16 protein-coding genes and 2 tRNA genes are annotated in these 14902 nt (G+C 41.6%); 2 read left to right on the top strand and 16 right to left on the bottom strand.

The window, feature by feature from the left end:
• Positions 1–362 precede the first annotated feature (362 nt).
• From KO530_RS10500 to KO530_RS10490, 3 genes are all read right to left on the bottom strand, one after another.
• Positions 363–950, bottom strand: coding sequence for an HAD family hydrolase (locus tag KO530_RS10500; protein ID WP_216048361.1), 588 nt, complete (start codon positions 948–950; stop codon positions 363–365).
• 114 nt (positions 951–1064) lie between these two features.
• Positions 1065–2123, bottom strand: a complete 1059-nt coding sequence (gene nadA, locus KO530_RS10495) for a quinolinate synthase NadA (RefSeq protein WP_216048360.1) — start codon at positions 2121–2123, stop codon at positions 1065–1067.
• A gap of 97 nt (positions 2124–2220) precedes the next feature.
• Positions 2221–3381, bottom strand: coding sequence for an acyltransferase family protein (locus KO530_RS10490; RefSeq protein ID WP_216048359.1), 1161 nt, complete (start codon positions 3379–3381; stop codon positions 2221–2223).
• Positions 3382–3493: 112 nt separating this feature from the next.
• On the opposite strand from KO530_RS10490, the gene KO530_RS10485 reads away from it, so the two are divergent.
• A complete protein-coding gene (locus KO530_RS10485; RefSeq protein ID WP_252729091.1) occupies positions 3494–4393 on the top strand; it encodes a LytR/AlgR family response regulator transcription factor in 900 nt (299 codons plus the stop codon).
• A gap of 127 nt (positions 4394–4520) precedes the next feature.
• Positions 4521–5015, top strand: coding sequence for a hypothetical protein (locus KO530_RS10480; protein ID WP_216048357.1), 495 nt, complete (start codon positions 4521–4523; stop codon positions 5013–5015).
• 897 nt (positions 5016–5912) lie between these two features.
• Here the strand turns inward: KO530_RS10480 and KO530_RS10475 are convergent.
• The 13 genes from KO530_RS10475 to nudB all read right to left on the bottom strand — a co-directional run bounded on the left by KO530_RS10475 (position 5913) and on the right by nudB (position 14902).
• A tRNA-Lys gene (locus KO530_RS10475) sits at positions 5913–5988 on the bottom strand.
• A gap of 95 nt (positions 5989–6083) precedes the next feature.
• Positions 6084–6159 (bottom strand) — tRNA-Lys (locus KO530_RS10470).
• Between the two features lie 224 nt (positions 6160–6383).
• Positions 6384–7154 carry a tol-pal system protein YbgF gene (gene ybgF / locus KO530_RS10465; RefSeq protein WP_216048356.1) on the bottom strand — a complete coding sequence of 257 codons (771 nt, stop codon included), beginning with the start codon at positions 7152–7154 and terminating at the stop codon, positions 6384–6386.
• Positions 7155–7166: 12 nt separating this feature from the next.
• Positions 7167–7733 (bottom strand): peptidoglycan-associated lipoprotein Pal, encoded by a 567-nt coding sequence (pal, locus tag KO530_RS10460; RefSeq protein ID WP_216048355.1) that lies wholly within the window; start codon positions 7731–7733, stop codon positions 7167–7169.
• 49 nt (positions 7734–7782) lie between these two features.
• On the bottom strand, positions 7783–9138 hold the full coding sequence (tolB, locus tag KO530_RS10455) for a Tol-Pal system beta propeller repeat protein TolB (protein ID WP_216048354.1): 1356 nt from the start codon (positions 9136–9138) through the stop codon (positions 7783–7785).
• A gap of 3 nt (positions 9139–9141) precedes the next feature.
• Entirely contained in the window at positions 9142–10008 is an 867-nt protein-coding gene (gene tolA, locus KO530_RS10450) for a cell envelope integrity protein TolA (RefSeq protein WP_216048353.1), read from the bottom strand.
• Between the two features lie 7 nt (positions 10009–10015).
• Positions 10016–10438, bottom strand: coding sequence for a protein TolR (gene tolR, locus KO530_RS10445; RefSeq protein WP_216048586.1), 423 nt, complete (start codon positions 10436–10438; stop codon positions 10016–10018).
• Positions 10439–10446: 8 nt separating this feature from the next.
• Positions 10447–11136: a protein TolQ gene (gene tolQ, locus KO530_RS10440; protein ID WP_216048352.1), complete on the bottom strand. Its 690-nt coding sequence runs from the start codon at positions 11134–11136 to the stop codon at positions 10447–10449.
• A complete protein-coding gene (gene ybgC / locus KO530_RS10435; RefSeq protein ID WP_216048351.1) occupies positions 11126–11536 on the bottom strand; it encodes a tol-pal system-associated acyl-CoA thioesterase in 411 nt (136 codons plus the stop codon). Before ybgC ends, tolQ begins: the two co-directional genes overlap by 11 nt.
• A 543-nt stretch (positions 11537–12079) precedes the next feature.
• Positions 12080–13090 carry a Holliday junction branch migration DNA helicase RuvB gene (gene ruvB / locus KO530_RS10430; RefSeq protein ID WP_216048350.1) on the bottom strand — a complete coding sequence of 337 codons (1011 nt, stop codon included), beginning with the start codon at positions 13088–13090 and terminating at the stop codon, positions 12080–12082.
• Between the two features lie 154 nt (positions 13091–13244).
• Positions 13245–13868, bottom strand: a complete 624-nt coding sequence (ruvA, locus tag KO530_RS10425; protein WP_216048349.1) for a Holliday junction branch migration protein RuvA — start codon at positions 13866–13868, stop codon at positions 13245–13247.
• Between the two features lie 48 nt (positions 13869–13916).
• Complete coding sequence (gene ruvC, locus KO530_RS10420) at positions 13917–14441, bottom strand: crossover junction endodeoxyribonuclease RuvC (RefSeq protein WP_216048348.1); 525 nt, start codon at positions 14439–14441, stop codon at positions 13917–13919.
• Positions 14432–14902 carry a dihydroneopterin triphosphate diphosphatase gene (nudB, locus tag KO530_RS10415; RefSeq protein WP_216048347.1) on the bottom strand — a complete coding sequence of 157 codons (471 nt, stop codon included), beginning with the start codon at positions 14900–14902 and terminating at the stop codon, positions 14432–14434. Before nudB ends, ruvC begins: the two co-directional genes overlap by 10 nt.

Raw genomic sequence — 14902 nt, 5'->3', positions numbered from 1 at the left:
CAAATTGTTTCACTTGCTCTTCGAAATTATCTCAGAGCTAACACATCCATGATGATCGGCACCCAGTCCGTACATTCATGTCCGGTCGTTCAGCCGGGCGGTGTTGTGCACCTAAAGAGGCCGGCTTCACCCACCTCTCCAAATTCTTCCCCGTTTCGATATAAAATGTAAACATTAAAATCGGCGCTCGGCGTGCGCGTTACTCAAGTATGTTACTTGCCGTCACTTTCAGACGGGTGCGTATGTTAGGGAAATACGCGCCCGTAAGCAAGTAGAAAAACCAATAAACTGGCGTTTGTAGGATTATTATTTAGCATTATTTGCTAAGGTTTAATAATAGTGATTAATACTTGTTCAAAAAGTTAAGGAAGTTGGATTTTTCCATTTATTACCATAATGCAGTCCATCCCTGCATTTTCGGCTGCTTGTTTACCTATTTTGGTGTCTTCAAACACGACACATTCATTAGCGGTTAATCCCATATTTTTAGCCACCGTTAAAAATGTTTCGCCATGGGGCTTACCCTGCGTAACATCGGATGAAGTAACAACCGTCTCTAATCTGTCTAACAATCCGGTTTCAGTTAACATGCGAATCGCGTTAGTCCGCTCTGAACCTGTACCAACGCCCATTTTTAACTTGCCTTGATACCTCTGCATAACTTCAAAAGTGTCCGGAATGATTGTCAGGTTATCATCAAGAGCAAGCCATGCATCGCGCTTTTTCTTAGCGACACCATCTAAATCGCAGTTTAGACCATACTTTTCATTCAGTAGTTTGGCAATTTCTCTGGTAGGTACGCCGCCAAGAGAGTGAATATATTCTCTATCGTAAGGAATTCCGAAACTGTCACAGGTTTGTTGCCAAGCGGTTGCATGTGACCCCATTGAATCTATCAAGGTGCCATCCATGTCAAAAACAATCCCTTTGTATTTACTCAAATCTAACATGGCATAATCCTATGTGGTTTGTTGGGTGGTGTAACTTTATAGGGTTTAGGTGAAGCAAAAATGAAATGCCAGCATGGCTGGCATTTCAAATTAACCACTGATGAAATTGATAAACTAGGCGTTGCCGACTACTTTCATTTTTAGTTCAGCGGCAAAATCGAGCATACGATTTAGCGGAACTAAGGCTTTTTGTCTAAGTGCCTCGTCTACAAAAATTTCATGTCCGCTATTATCCATCAATGAATCGTAAATCGCTTTTAAGCCATTCATCGCCATCCATGGACAGTGAGCGCAGCTTTTACAGGTTGCACCGTTGCCGCCAGTTGGGGCTTCATAAAACGTTTTGTGGGGCGCTAATTGCTGCATTTTATAAAAAATACCGCGGTCAGTAGCGACAATGAACTTTTCATTACTTAAGGTCTGAGATGCTTTGATTAATTGAGTAGTAGAGCCCACCGCGTCGGCCATTTCAACTACACTGGCTGGTGACTCAGGATGCACTAATACTGCTGCTTCAGGATGCAGGTGCTTCATGTTTTGCAGCGCTTTTGCTGAGAACTCGTCGTGCACAATACACTCACCTTGCCACATCAACATGTCGGCACCGGTTTGTTTGGCGATGTATGCACCTAAGTGTCGATCAGGTCCCCACAGAATTTTTTCACCCATGGCGTCCAAATGTTCGACGATTTCCAGGGCAATACTGGATGTCACTACCCAATCTGCTCGCGCTTTCACCGCTGCGGAGGTATTCGCATACACTACTACGGTGTGATCTGGATGGGCATCACAAAACGCACTAAACTCATCAATTGGACAGCCTAAGTCCAACGAACAAGTAGCCTCTAAAGTTGGCATTAGCACCGTCTTTTGGGGGCTCAATATTTTTGAGGTCTCGCCCATAAATTTCACGCCTGCAACAATCAGCGTTTGTGCATCACTATCGCGGCCGTATCTTGCCATCTCTAATGAATCAGAGATAAAGCCACCGGTAGCCTCGGCCAGTGCCTGAATTTCAGGATCGGTGTAATAGTGGGCAACTAAAACTGCGTTTTTTTCAACCAATAAACGTTTAATTTCATCAGTATAAAAAGCGTTTTGTGCTGCGTTGAGTACTTCTGGTTTTGCCGGAAATGGGTAGTCAATAGAATCGATGCGATTCACCTGCGTCATTATGGTCTCTTGTAAACAGGGTTAACATGTTTGCGTATTATACAATTATTACAATCGAATGAAAAACCCAGTATTTTTGTGGGTATTATTTTTACTATTAGCTGTGTTTCAGACCAAACAACCACCTCGTGATTGCAGTACGTTTGACAATTTCATAGCCGATTAGACATCCAGTGACGGTGCCGGACAATATCAAAAGAAAATCAAAAAATGTAGGCAAGTTATAAGGCTTTAGATACCAAGCTAGCATCACAATAAGGGTTTGGTGAAACATATACCAAGGCAATACGGCTTTATTTGCATAGCTAACAAATTTTGCTGGACGATTTAAATATTGGCCTGCGTAGCCCACTAAGCTAAATATCCAAGCCCAAAGGTTAATGATAAAAATCGTGCCGTACAGGCCTCGCACTGCAATCGAACCCTCATATTGCTCGGCCAGCCAGGTAAAATCGCCGTTTCTGTCAGCAACAATAAACAAATAGCCTAAAATGGCCAGATATAAAAACCAACGACGCTTAGCAATAACAGTATTCCACCAGCGCATTTGTTGGGCAAAAGTATAGCCAAATACAAAAATTAGAAAAGACTTAGCATGATTATACCAATCATTGGTTAGATCGTGGGTAGTGGGATAAGCAAGACGCAAGGTTAAGTACACCAGTAACAGCCCTGCGACTATGCAAATAAAAGCCACCACAAAGGGAATATTTTGAAAAAACCTGCTGCCAATAACGTTGGCCAACAATGGCCTAATCACCAATACAATTAAACTGTAAATCCACAAATAGGGTAAAAACCAAAGATGATTCCAGGTGAGCAAACCGATAATCGACTGATGTTCTTTTAGTAAATCCGTATTGGGATTGATATATTCCACCCAAAATGACCAAAATCCTTCTGGAATTAAGTATTGAGCCCGTGCCTCGATATATACTTGAGGTGCGACTATGACAAACATGCCAAATATCAAAGGCACAAATAAGCGGTTGGTTCTAAGTCCCATTAAACTCCAAATGGAGTAGCGTTTTTCAATTAATGACAATGCCATAGCGCTGATAAAAAATAACAACGACATGCGCCATGTATTGGTTAAAATCATCACTTCTTGTAACCAACGAAACGTTTCTGCGCTCTTAATATGCCAGCCCCAATCAAACACATAGTACATTCCAATGTGATAGAAAATCAGGATCAAAAAGGCTAAGTTTCTTAGCCAATCAATATCATAACGACGTTGATTAGATGATAGTGTCATGTTTAATTCCCACCGCTTGTAAAAGAAATGTGTTGATTTAGCATCCGCCTCAAAACACAATAAAAACAGAGCGCAATGACCAATCGAAAGGCAAAAGGGATAAGCGGTGGATATGCGGGATAAACAAAAATCAACTTGGTTTGAAAAATTCGACCAACATAAATATCTGTATAGCTATTTGCTGATTGCAGCTTATCTACTTATTAATAACAGTATTAATGCCTCCAGTGTTTGGATGGAACATAATCGCTCTAATGATGTTCAAATTCAGATGTGGGAACCCTATGTTTGGGAATATTCTAGTGCATTAAGCACACTCATTTTGTTGCCGTTTATTGTCGCATTATTTGCTCGCATGCCACTGCGTTTTGCCAATCTAGGTCGACAGCTTTTTATCCATTTTTTGATCACTATTTTATATTCAGCGGCCCATGTCGGCTTAATGGTGATGTTTCGAGAATGGGTCTACATGTTAGACGGTGGAAATTACGATTTCTCCCCTTGGCTGAGGGAATTTTGGTACGAATACCGCAAAGATGCATGGGGATATGTATTCTGGTTAATTCTGTATCAAGTTATGCAGTCGCTTTATGCACGACTTAAAGGAGAAGCGAGTTTAGTCAATGACCAAGAAGAAGCGGTTTGTGCAAAACCCGACTCAATGTCTGCGCCCTCGCCCGCTCCGTCACCGGATTTTTTATTAGTCAAAAAGCTAGATAAAGAGTTTTTAGTGAAAATCGATGAAATTGAATGGTTAGAATCAGCCGGAAACTATGTGAATTTACACAAACAAGGACGCATCTATCCTTTGCGAGGCACGTTAAACGACACCATAGCCCGACTGAGTGATAAAGGTTTTAGTCGAGTTCACCGCAGCTTTGCCGTGAACTTAGCGGCCATAGACAATATACAGTATCAGCCCAGTGGCGACGGTAAAATAACCTTAAAGGCGGGTAACACCTTAAATCTATCGCGACGTTACAAAGACGATTTAAAAATAAAGCTGAGTTAACCTTGACTAGCAAAGGTAAAATGCCGCTCATTAAAAATTACCGCCGTACTTGCCACGTTATACAAGCAAATGGCGCAGGTAACGCCTAAAGACTTAAAAATAACCTCATATTACTGAAGAGAACGATATGCGCATTACACTACTAGCTACCCTACTACTGACTCAATCCGTGCTGGCCAACAATCTCAAAGATGATGAATATGCTGGAATCAAAATAGGTTCGCAAGCTGATAGCGCCATTAAGCTACTTAAAAATTATCAGTCACAAGAGGTCTTTTATGATGAACCGCAATCTTGTTTTTACCTAGAGCCTAAAACCCATGCTGATGGACCCTATATCATGGTAATGGATGGTATTGTTGTGCGTTTCGATATTGATGAACAACTCTCGCAAATACAAACTCAAGAAGGATTAGGCATAGATTCATCTAAAGCCGATGTGATTAAAACTTATAACGACGTAAAAGTGTCTGTGCACCCTTACCTCGGAGAAGAAGGCGAGTATTTAGAAGTTAAGTTAAACAATGGCAACGGTCTTATTTTTGAAACTTACCGCGATAAAGTGACCAGTTTCAGACTGGGTAGCTACCCAGCCATTTTATACATTGAAGGCTGTGCATAACGACGCAGATCAACAAGTAATAACGTTATTGCTTATTAACTTTGCAACCAAGCTGTCGATGCCAACCTATCCTAGGCAGCTTGAGCACGAATCTAAGGGCGTTTAGCCGTAAATCCAGAGTGAGATGTATTTTCCTCGCCGGCTAGCCAACAAGAGCCTCTGAAGCGCCCTCACCTTGTAGCACGGCCTTTAGGCCGTGGTCATTGACAATGCATCAACCATCATGGGGCTAAAGCACCCGCCTACACATCCTGTTGCACGGCTTTTAGGCCGTGGCCATCGACAATGCATCAACCATCACGGGGCTAAAACACGCCTACAACAGAAATCCGTAGCATGCTCTTTAGGCCATGGAATATCACAAAGCCATCGCGGGGCTAAAGCACCCGCCTACACATCCTGTAGCTCGGCCTTTAGGCCATGGTCATAGACAATGCATCAACCATCACGGGGCTAAAGCACCCACCTACACATCCTGTAGTACGGCCTTTAGGCCATGGCCATAGACAATGCATCAACCATCACGGGGCTAAAACACGCCTACACATCCTGTAGCTCGGCCTTTAGGCCATGGAATATCACAAAGCCATCGCGGGGCTAAAGCACCCGCCTACAGAATTGTTCCCGACAATTTGTCGAACGGGCTGATTCTCATCCTGCACGAATTTCATGATGTTTGGAATTTAAGGTTTTGGAATTTGTATTACTAGGATATGGATAAGATGGTGGGTCGTGCTGGATTTATTCCAGGCATCCTGCCTTTCACCCTTTGGGCAGCCTGCGGCTGTACAAATTGTTCCCGACAATTTGTCGAACGGGCTGGTTCTCACCCTGCACGAATTGCATGATATTTTGTGGATTGATTGTTTAATTTTTATATTGAGAAATTTTCTAAGATGGTGGGTCGTGCTGGATTCGAACCAGCGACCAATTGATTAAAAGTCAACTGCTCTACCAACTGAGCTAACGACCCATCTATTGAAGCTTCTTACTAATTCAGTAAATGTTGTACTGAATTATTTTGGACATCCTGTCCTCCCCGAAGGGATGTTTACTCTAAACTGAAATTGGTGGGTCGTGCTGGATTCGAACCAGCGACCAATTGATTAAAAGTCAACTGCTCTACCAACTGAGCTAACGACCCTTTTTCAGTTTTGTTACAGACCTCCTGCAACGGCGGCATATAATACTCAAATATCTTCGTGGTGCAACCTAAAACTGAGGTTATTTTAAATTATTTGTCTTTTCGTTGAAAAACTAAGCAAGTAAGGCGAAAACGGTATAAATTATGTGCACTAAAATATGATTTATACCGTTTTAAATCCTAAAATTAATTCAAACTAATTTAAAAAATTATTAATTTTTGAATTAATTCATCGCACTTAAACGTGAATTTGCGAGACGACTAGATGCAGAATCTGGATATTCAGATAAAACCTGTTCGAACAGTTGTTTTGCTCTGGCTAAATTATCTCTACGCTGTTCAACCACACCTAATTTGAATAATGCATCAGCACGTTTTGATGAATCAGGGTAACCACTCACCAATATTTGGAATTGTTCTGCTGCACTTTCCCACTGTTGTTTATTAAACAACAGTTGCCCCAACCAATAATGTGCATTTGCCGCATAACTGGAATTTGGGTAGGTTTTTATGAACGATTGAAATTCTGGAATCGCTAAATCGTATTGTTTATCCCGTAAGATTAAATTAACAGCGCGATCATACGCATCACTTTCACTTACATTGCTAGAATCAGGCACTTCTACTTGCGAAATCTGTGCAGGATTATTGGAGCTAGAATTAGCGCTCGACTGTTGCTGACTACTCTGAGTATTAACAGCAGCAATACGTTTATCAATTTCTAAATACAACTCACGTTGTCTTTCTAAAATCTTTTCAAGCTGATGATTATGCAATTCTAACGTTCCGCGCATTTCGCTTACTTCGTTTTGCATTTCATCTAACTGTTGTTGAATCCGATGCTGCATCTCTGTGCGTGAATCTAAGATACGCTCTAACACTTCGACACGTTTAGTTAGGGATCCATCGTTTAGGTCTGTTACAGGCGCAGGAGCCGCATTAACTGCGGCTCCGTATACAAGTAAAAGACTAATCGCTTTCATGCGTTTAATCATAATGACTCAATCTTATTGATATACCAAAACACCACGACGATTTTGCGCAAATGCAGATTCAGACGTGCCATTTGCTGCAGGTTTTTCTTCGCCATAAGAAACCACAGAAATCTGTGATGAATTTACGTTAGCATTTAACAGATATGTTTGTACTGATTTAGCACGTCTTTCACCCAATGCAATGTTGTACTCAGGAGTACCACGACGGTCACAGTGACCTTCAATCACGACAGATTGATTTGGGTTTGCTGCCAAAAACGCTGCATGCTTAGATAAAATAGCTCGTGCAGATGAAGTTAGATTCGACGTATCAAAGTCGAAGTAAACCACTTGATCCTGCTCTAAACTTGCTAAATCTCTAGCACGCTGTTCAGCTTCCATTTTTTCACGTTGCTGCATCGCCATTACTTCTGCTTTTTCAGCTTCAGCTTGTCTTGCAGCTTGATCAGCCGCTGCTTGTGCCGCTGCTGCTTCTTTGGCTGCTGCTTCGTCTACACCATTATCTGTTGTAGTACACGCCATCACGGTCACCAATGGCAGTGCAATCACCAAACCTTTAAATACTTTTTTAAGTTGCATTTCGTTATTCCTTCTCGTTTTCGAAATTTCTAACAGTTTTTAGTTTATATTACAAAAATGGTGACCAGCTAGGTGACTTAACCTGCCCTTCTGACACCGGCAACCTTGCCTTAAATCGTCCATCAAGTGACACCAATGATAATACCTGTCTTCCTTCGTGCAAAGTACTGTAGATTATCATACTGCCATTCGGTGCAAGACTTGGTGATTCATCTAAAAATGTTTTAGTTAACACCAACATATCGCCTGAGTCTACGCCTTGCTTAGCAATATGGTAGTTTCCGCGGGTACGATTAACCATGACCATTTGAGTACCATCTGGTGTAAACGTTCCGCCAAGGTTCATATCACCCTCGAATGTGACCCGCCGAGTCTTACCTGTAGCTAAATTTACTCGATAAATCTGAGGTTTACCACCCCGTTCTGAACTAAAAATCAAATGTTTACCATCTGGTGACCAACTTGGTTCAGTATCAATTGCGCGATTACGAGTAATCTGACGCAAACGCTTCGACGCGATATCCATCACATAAATTTCTGGATTTCCATCTTTAGACAACACCATCGCTAATTGATTTCCGTCTGGTGAAAAAGTAGGTGCACCATTTATGCCAGGAAAGTCGGTAAGCATAGTTCGGCTGCCTGTATAGATATCCTGCATAAAAATTTGTGGCTTTTTATTCTCAAACGACACATAGACTAGCTTTCTGCCATCAGGCGACCATGATGGTGACATTAGTGGTTCATTTGAACGCAATAATATATTTTCATTTTGACCGTCATAATCAGCCACGATTAATTGAAAGGGTTTGGCTTCTGTTGCAGAATCTCGAACAATAACGTATGCAATTTGCGTCAGAAATGCGCCTTTTTCACCGGTTAGTTTTTCGTACACTATGTCACTAATACGGTGGGCATACTGACGAAACTCTTCACCGCGGATAACCCAGCTCCACTCGTCAAGTATATGGTCACGATTAGTTACCATCTGGCCATTGCTCATCATTTGTGTTTGACCACCGGTAATTTGGCCACGTATAACGTCTAGAAGTTGCAACGTAATTTTAAATTCATCCGCTGCTTGTTGTTGAATATGACCAATAAGCACTGCTTCTGCACCGGCTGCAGCCCATTCACTATAATCCACCTCGCTGTCTGATTTTGGTAACTGTGGCATTTTGTCGCGACTTAACGCGAAAAATTTGCCACTGCGAGTTAAATCAGCAGCAACCACTTCGTCAATGCTGCTTGGAGGCTGAGTCCCTGCAGAGACGTGGAACGGAACAATACCGATTGGACGGGCATTATTGACCCCTTCCGTAATATAGATTTCTAAAGTGGCACGTGACTCCAATGAGAAGCAAAGAAGTAAAAAGGTTAGCAAAATAGTGTTTATTTTATTCATTCATTAAAAACCAAAGTTAATAGTTATATCTTTTAGATTGTTGTACACCTGTGGGTCCGAGGACATCGGCAACTCACCTGCTCTGCGAATTGCCTGTTCACCCGCCACACATACAACTTTATCTCCGCCAAGGGTACGAATCTGAATAACAAATCCAGATGATGACAAACGAATATTAATTCTGCATGATTTTCCTTTCATCGAATCATCTTTATAGGTGTTTTGGTCAATCTTCGCGTTAATTAACGCAGTATACTTTTCAGTCTCGGAGAGAACTTGACGCTGCCTTTGCTGATTACGTGAAGATTGTTCCATTTCCAACTGTTCTTGCATTAACCGTTCCTGTTCTCGCAATTCAGCTTCTTCTCGTTTTTTACGCTCGGCTTCTTTTTTCGCCCGCTCTTCATTTGCGCGTTTTTCTCTGGCCTTGCGCTCTCTTTCTTCAGCAGCTCTGCGCTCTAATTCACGTTGCTTTTTTTGCTGCTCTTCTACACGGGCTTTTTCTTCAGCTAAACGTTTCTTTTCTTTAGCCTCCGCCGCAGCTTGTTTTTGACGTTTTGCGTCTTCTTTACGCTTTTTTTCTTTCGCCGCAATATCTCGTTTACGCTGCTCAGCTTCCGCCTTACGCCTTTGCTCGTCCCGTATTTTTTGCAGCTCTTTTTGCTTTTCGGCTTGTTTTTTCTGCTCAATACGTTTTAGCTGGTCATTCACAGCCTTTTGGTCAACCACAGTCGCTTCAATTGGCGTGAAATTGGCAGTATTTAATTCAATCTGCTTGGGGGGCGAATGAAAGTCGACACTTAGCGCCAGCAATCCGCCTAAGATAATGTGTAAAGCAATTGAAATGAAAATAGGGCTAAACTTATACATGCAAAGCCTATTGTTCAGGAGACTCGGTCATTAAACCAACAGATGGTACCCCAGCGCGCTGCAATAGGACCATTAACTGCACTACGTTAGCATAAGGAACCGCACCGTCTCCTTTTACAACAACAGGAGTATTCGGTTCTTTCTTAATTTGCTGTGCGACTATGACTGCCAAATCTGTGGCTGACATAGGATCCTCTTGCTTATCACCAACGTTAATAAAGTATTCACCTGCGGCATTAACCGAAGCAATAATAGGTGGTTTAGAATCATCTTGTAGCGCTTCAGCTTCTGCTTTTGGTAGATCCACTTTTACCCCTTGGGTTACCAAAGGTGCGGTCACCATAAAGATGATCAGTAGTACCAGCATGACATCGATGTAAGGAACAACGTTAATTTCCGAAACTGGACGTCGCCGTTTACGCTCATACACAACCATGGTTAAACGCTCTCAACTCGTTGAGACAATATCTGACGATGCAGAATACTAGAAAACTCTTCCATAAAATTACCGTAACTATTTTCTAGCTTTTCAACTTGATTACTAAAACGGTTGTAAGCAATAACCGATGGAATCGCTGCAAATAAGCCCATGGCGGTAGCAATAAGTGCTTCAGCAATACCAGGAGCAACCATAGCTAAGGTGGCTTGTTGAACCTCACCTAGCGCAATAAACGAATTCATGATCCCCCAAACAGTACCAAATAAACCAATGTAAGGACTAATAGAACCAGCAGTAGCAAGAAAGGATAAGTTAGCTTCGAGGTGATCGACTTCTCGTGATAGCGAGACGCGCATTGCTCTGTAGGTTCCTTCCATAGTGGTTTCGGTTGAACTGCCTGTGGCTTTACGCAAACGCACAAATTCTTTGAACCCAGCACAAAACAAACTGCCCATTCCCTGCACAGATTGACGGGCAGAAAGTTCTTGATACAGTTTATTCAGGTCAACCCCAGACCAAAACTTATCTTCGAACTTTTTGGTTTCAGTTTTTGCCAGTTTTAACACTTTGACACGTTGAAAAATGAATGCCCAAGAAACAACTGACGTTGCCAGTAGTAACAGCATTACCAATTGAACCAAAAGACTTGCCTGCAAAAACAGGTCAAAGAATGACAAATTAGATGACACTTGAAATTTCCCCTAAAATGAATGCAGGTATTGCAATAGGTTTCATCTTCTTCAGATCAACACATGCAACCCTAATTTTCGCACTTACCAAACTTAAATTGTTTGAATTTGTTATTTGTTGTTGGAACAACATGCTAGCACGTTTTAATTCAATTATTTGCGTATTGACTTGCAATAAATCGTCGAACCTTGCTGCTGCAATATTGTCCATTTCCACCCGTTTGACGACAAAACCGATGAATTGTTCCAAAAGACTATGTTGTTCTATGCCAAAACTTCTTAACCACTCCGTTCTAGCACGCTCTAAAAATTTTAAATAATTAGCATAATATACAATACCACCTGCGTCTGTATCTTCGTAATAGACTCGCAATTTAAATTCATGAACAGGAAATTGCATCGAATTTTCTACCTCTTTAAATAACGCTTATGGTTAGTCCAGCGGACTTTAAAATAATTCAATTTTAATACGACAAATCGCATAATTATGTATGAGTTAAAATCATAATTTTAATGATAACCAGTAAATTTAAGCCTGTAACTAGATAATAGTGTGTTTTGCTTTTTAATAAGCATGCATAAGTTCAGCATAAAATTCAACTTTTACACTAGTTTTGTTAATCCAATTTTACTTCAATTGAGTTATCAAACAATAGCGATAATCAGCTTAGAACAGCTAAAGCGTGAGATACAAAGAATTTAATCAAACAATTAAAAATATTAAGCATTATTTTTTCTAATCCGAAAATACAATTTTTTTCAATTGTGGATTTTTTCCTAACGTATAGAATGCGCGTCGTTCTCTTGACTAACGCAACGAATTTTCGAAGCGGTAGTCAGAAAATGTGTCAATTTTTGTTGATAGATGTGTTCCCTGGAATTTTCCTTTCCAAATACTTGTTGCTTTGCCCGCGATCTTCGCGGGCTTTTTTTTGCCTGTAGATTAATTTTGTGGTTTGTAGTCTTTACCAAAATGCAAGAAAGCGCGCTGTGACACTATTCGTCCTCGAGGGGTTCTTTGTAAAAATCCCTGTTGAATAAGAAAAGGCTCTATTACATCTTCGATGGTTTCTTTTTCTTCACCAATAGCAGCTGCCAAGTTATCCAATCCCACTGGCCCGCCCATAAATTTGTCGATAATGGTAAGTAACAGCTTGCGGTCCATGTAATCAAAACCTTCTTTATCAACGTCAAGCATATCCAGTGCTTGGGCGGCGATATTTTCAGATATATCACCGTCAGCTTTGACTTCTGCAAAATCTCGCACCCTGCGCAGTAAACGATTAGAAATCCGAGGAGTACCTCTAGAACGCCTTGCTATTTCTAAAGCCCCCTGTTCGTTGATGCTAAGGTTTAAGTATTTTGCTGAGCGTTTAACTATTTGCGTGAGATCTTTGAGATTATAAAACTCCAAACGCTGAACAATACCAAATCGATCACGTAAGGGAGAAGTAAGAGAGCCTGCACGGGTAGTAGCACCAATTAATGTAAAAGGGGGAAGCTCTAACTTAATTGAGCGAGCGGCTGGTCCCTCACCTATCATTATGTCTAATTGATAATCTTCCATTGCTGGATACAGGACTTCTTCAACAACCGGGCTCAAACGATGTATTTCATCAATGAATAACACATCATGTTCTTCTAGATTAGTTAATAAAGCGGCTAGATCTCCTGCCTTTTCTAAAACGGGTCCAGAGGTGGTTTTAATATTAACCCCCATTTCGTTAGCAACAATATTCGCAAGTGTGGTTTTACCTAACCCTGGAGGACCAAAGATAAGTAAGTGATCTAGTGCGTCACTGCGATTTCTGGCGGCTTGAATAAAAATATCCATTTGTTTACAGACATGATCTTGCCCAGTGTAGTCGGCCAGTAATTTAGGTCGGATTGCACGGTCCACCGCTTCGTCTTCGGTGTCTGCCGTGGGGTGGATTAATCGATCAGCTTCAATCATGAATGTATCTTCTGGTTAATATTTCGCATAGGGTAAAAGCAATTTTTGACGCGCTTTAGTTCATTTATTGCAAGTTCACAAACGACACTAAACAATAGTGTTTTTTTATACAGTAAATTGTAATATCTGTACAGTCTAGATTATGTTGCGAAGGTTACACCATCGAACGCAATGCTTCACGGATCAATTCTTCGCTACTAATGCCTTCTCGATACACTGAGTTAATCGTTTTCGCCGCTTGCGCAGGTTTATAACCCAATGCAACCATCGCACTTAGTGCATCTTCTTTTACGTCAGTTGGCTTGATTAGGCTATCTTGAGGCGCTTCTAATTGCATCGGTGGTAAATGGTGTTTTCCGTCGCCTTGCTCTTCTAGCTTTTTAAGGCGATCGCGCATTTCAACCACAAGTCTCTCGGCAGTCTTTTTACCGACGCCCGGTAATTTCACTAACCCAGAATAATCATCATGACTAACACACTGAATAAACTGCGATGCCGACATACCTGACAAAATTGTTAAGGCTAATTTGGGACCTACACCATTTACTTTGATCAACTCTCGGAACAAGGCTCGTTCAGATTTATCTGCAAACCCAAACAATAATTGTGCATCTTCGCGGACCACAAAATGAATATAAACTGTGGCTTCATGGCCAATTTCTGGCAACTGATAAAAGCTGGTCATGGGGAGTTGCACTTCATAACCTATGCCACCCGCTTCAATCAGAATTTCAGGGGGTTGCTTTTCTAATAGTTGGCCTCGAATTAAGCCGATCATAAACACGTCCTATTATGCTGGGTAATGTAATTGGGTATTTAGGAATGGTTATTTCCTCAATCTACCACGCACGGTCTTGCTAGCTTGACCAGCAAGCTTAATTAAAGTTTGGTAACTATGTCCATGGCACAATGCCACAGCAAGTGCATCCGCCGCATCTGCTTGTGGTTTTTTGGTTAACTTGAGTAAGTAGGTGACCATGTGCTGAACTTGGTTTTTTTCAGCGCTACCCTTGCCGACGACACTTTGTTTAATTTGGCGTGCCGAATATTCAGCTACCGGTAAATCAGCGTTAGTCGCTGCCACAATAGCCGCGCCCCGCGCCTGACCGAGTTTTAATGCAGAATCTGGGTTTTTCGCCATGAAAACCTGTTCTATAGCAAAGAACTGCGGTTGAAACTGGCAAATTATTTCAGTCACGCCTTTGTAAATTTGATTCAATCTTGGGGCCAGCTCATCACCTTGAACACGGATACATCCGCTGCCAAGATAACTAAAGGTATTGCCTGTTTGTTTAATAACACCGTAGCCTGTTATCCGTGAACCGGGATCGATACCGAGGATTATTGACATGCTTTTTCCACAGCAACTGTTAGCGCAGAATTGGGTACGAATTTTTCAATTGCCACCTTGTTGGTTGGTGACCAGACTTTTTCGATTGCCAATTCTTTAGGCAACCATTGATAGGATAAATGTTCGGTTAACTTAATGTTTTCATCCCCACGCACTTGCAAAGCAAACACATGTTCAGTGTTGAATCGGCAGTCGGGAGGATATCGATGTTGCCATATATCACGAATGGGATACTGATTGACACTTCGACAGTCCACAAGCTGAAGCTTATTTAGCGCTACATTTATACCTGTTTCTTCTTCCACTTCACGAATTGCAGTTTGTAATGGCAACTCCCCCGGTTCGAGTGTACCTGTCACGCTTTGCCAAAAATAAGGATCATCTTGACGCTGCATGACGAGTACATTTGCTGCCCCGTCAAAAATGACAACTAAAGCAGATTCCGGACGCTTAAACGCCAT

The organism is Aliiglaciecola lipolytica, from assembly GCF_018860635.1.
Classification (GTDB): Bacteria; Pseudomonadota; Gammaproteobacteria; order Enterobacterales; family Alteromonadaceae; genus Aliiglaciecola; species Aliiglaciecola lipolytica_A.
This window is presented reverse-complemented; position numbering and strand designations above follow the sequence as displayed.

What these genes read in the sequence shown, in the direction of transcription:
- nudB (WP_216048347.1), bottom strand. Translation starts at nt 14,902, where the DNA reads ATGGCGTTTAAGCGTCCGGAATCTGCTTTAGTTGTCATTTTTGACGGG.
- KO530_RS10485 (WP_252729091.1), top strand. Translation starts at nt 3,494, where the DNA reads ATGCGGGATAAACAAAAATCAACTTGGTTTGAAAAATTCGACCAACAT.
- nadA (WP_216048360.1), bottom strand. Translation starts at nt 2,123, where the DNA reads ATGACGCAGGTGAATCGCATCGATTCTATTGACTACCCATTTCCGGCA.
- KO530_RS10480 (WP_216048357.1), top strand. Translation starts at nt 4,521, where the DNA reads ATGCGCATTACACTACTAGCTACCCTACTACTGACTCAATCCGTGCTG.
- ybgF (WP_216048356.1), bottom strand. Translation starts at nt 7,154, where the DNA reads ATGATTAAACGCATGAAAGCGATTAGTCTTTTACTTGTATACGGAGCC.
- tolB (WP_216048354.1), bottom strand. Translation starts at nt 9,138, where the DNA reads ATGAATAAAATAAACACTATTTTGCTAACCTTTTTACTTCTTTGCTTC.
- ruvA (WP_216048349.1), bottom strand. Translation starts at nt 13,868, where the DNA reads ATGATCGGCTTAATTCGAGGCCAACTATTAGAAAAGCAACCCCCTGAA.
- ybgC (WP_216048351.1), bottom strand. Translation starts at nt 11,536, where the DNA reads ATGCAATTTCCTGTTCATGAATTTAAATTGCGAGTCTATTACGAAGAT.
- tolA (WP_216048353.1), bottom strand. Translation starts at nt 10,008, where the DNA reads ATGTATAAGTTTAGCCCTATTTTCATTTCAATTGCTTTACACATTATC.
- KO530_RS10500 (WP_216048361.1), bottom strand. Translation starts at nt 950, where the DNA reads ATGTTAGATTTGAGTAAATACAAAGGGATTGTTTTTGACATGGATGGC.
- pal (WP_216048355.1), bottom strand. Translation starts at nt 7,733, where the DNA reads ATGCAACTTAAAAAAGTATTTAAAGGTTTGGTGATTGCACTGCCATTG.
- KO530_RS10490 (WP_216048359.1), bottom strand. Translation starts at nt 3,381, where the DNA reads ATGACACTATCATCTAATCAACGTCGTTATGATATTGATTGGCTAAGA.
- ruvC (WP_216048348.1), bottom strand. Translation starts at nt 14,441, where the DNA reads ATGTCAATAATCCTCGGTATCGATCCCGGTTCACGGATAACAGGCTAC.
- ruvB (WP_216048350.1), bottom strand. Translation starts at nt 13,090, where the DNA reads ATGATTGAAGCTGATCGATTAATCCACCCCACGGCAGACACCGAAGAC.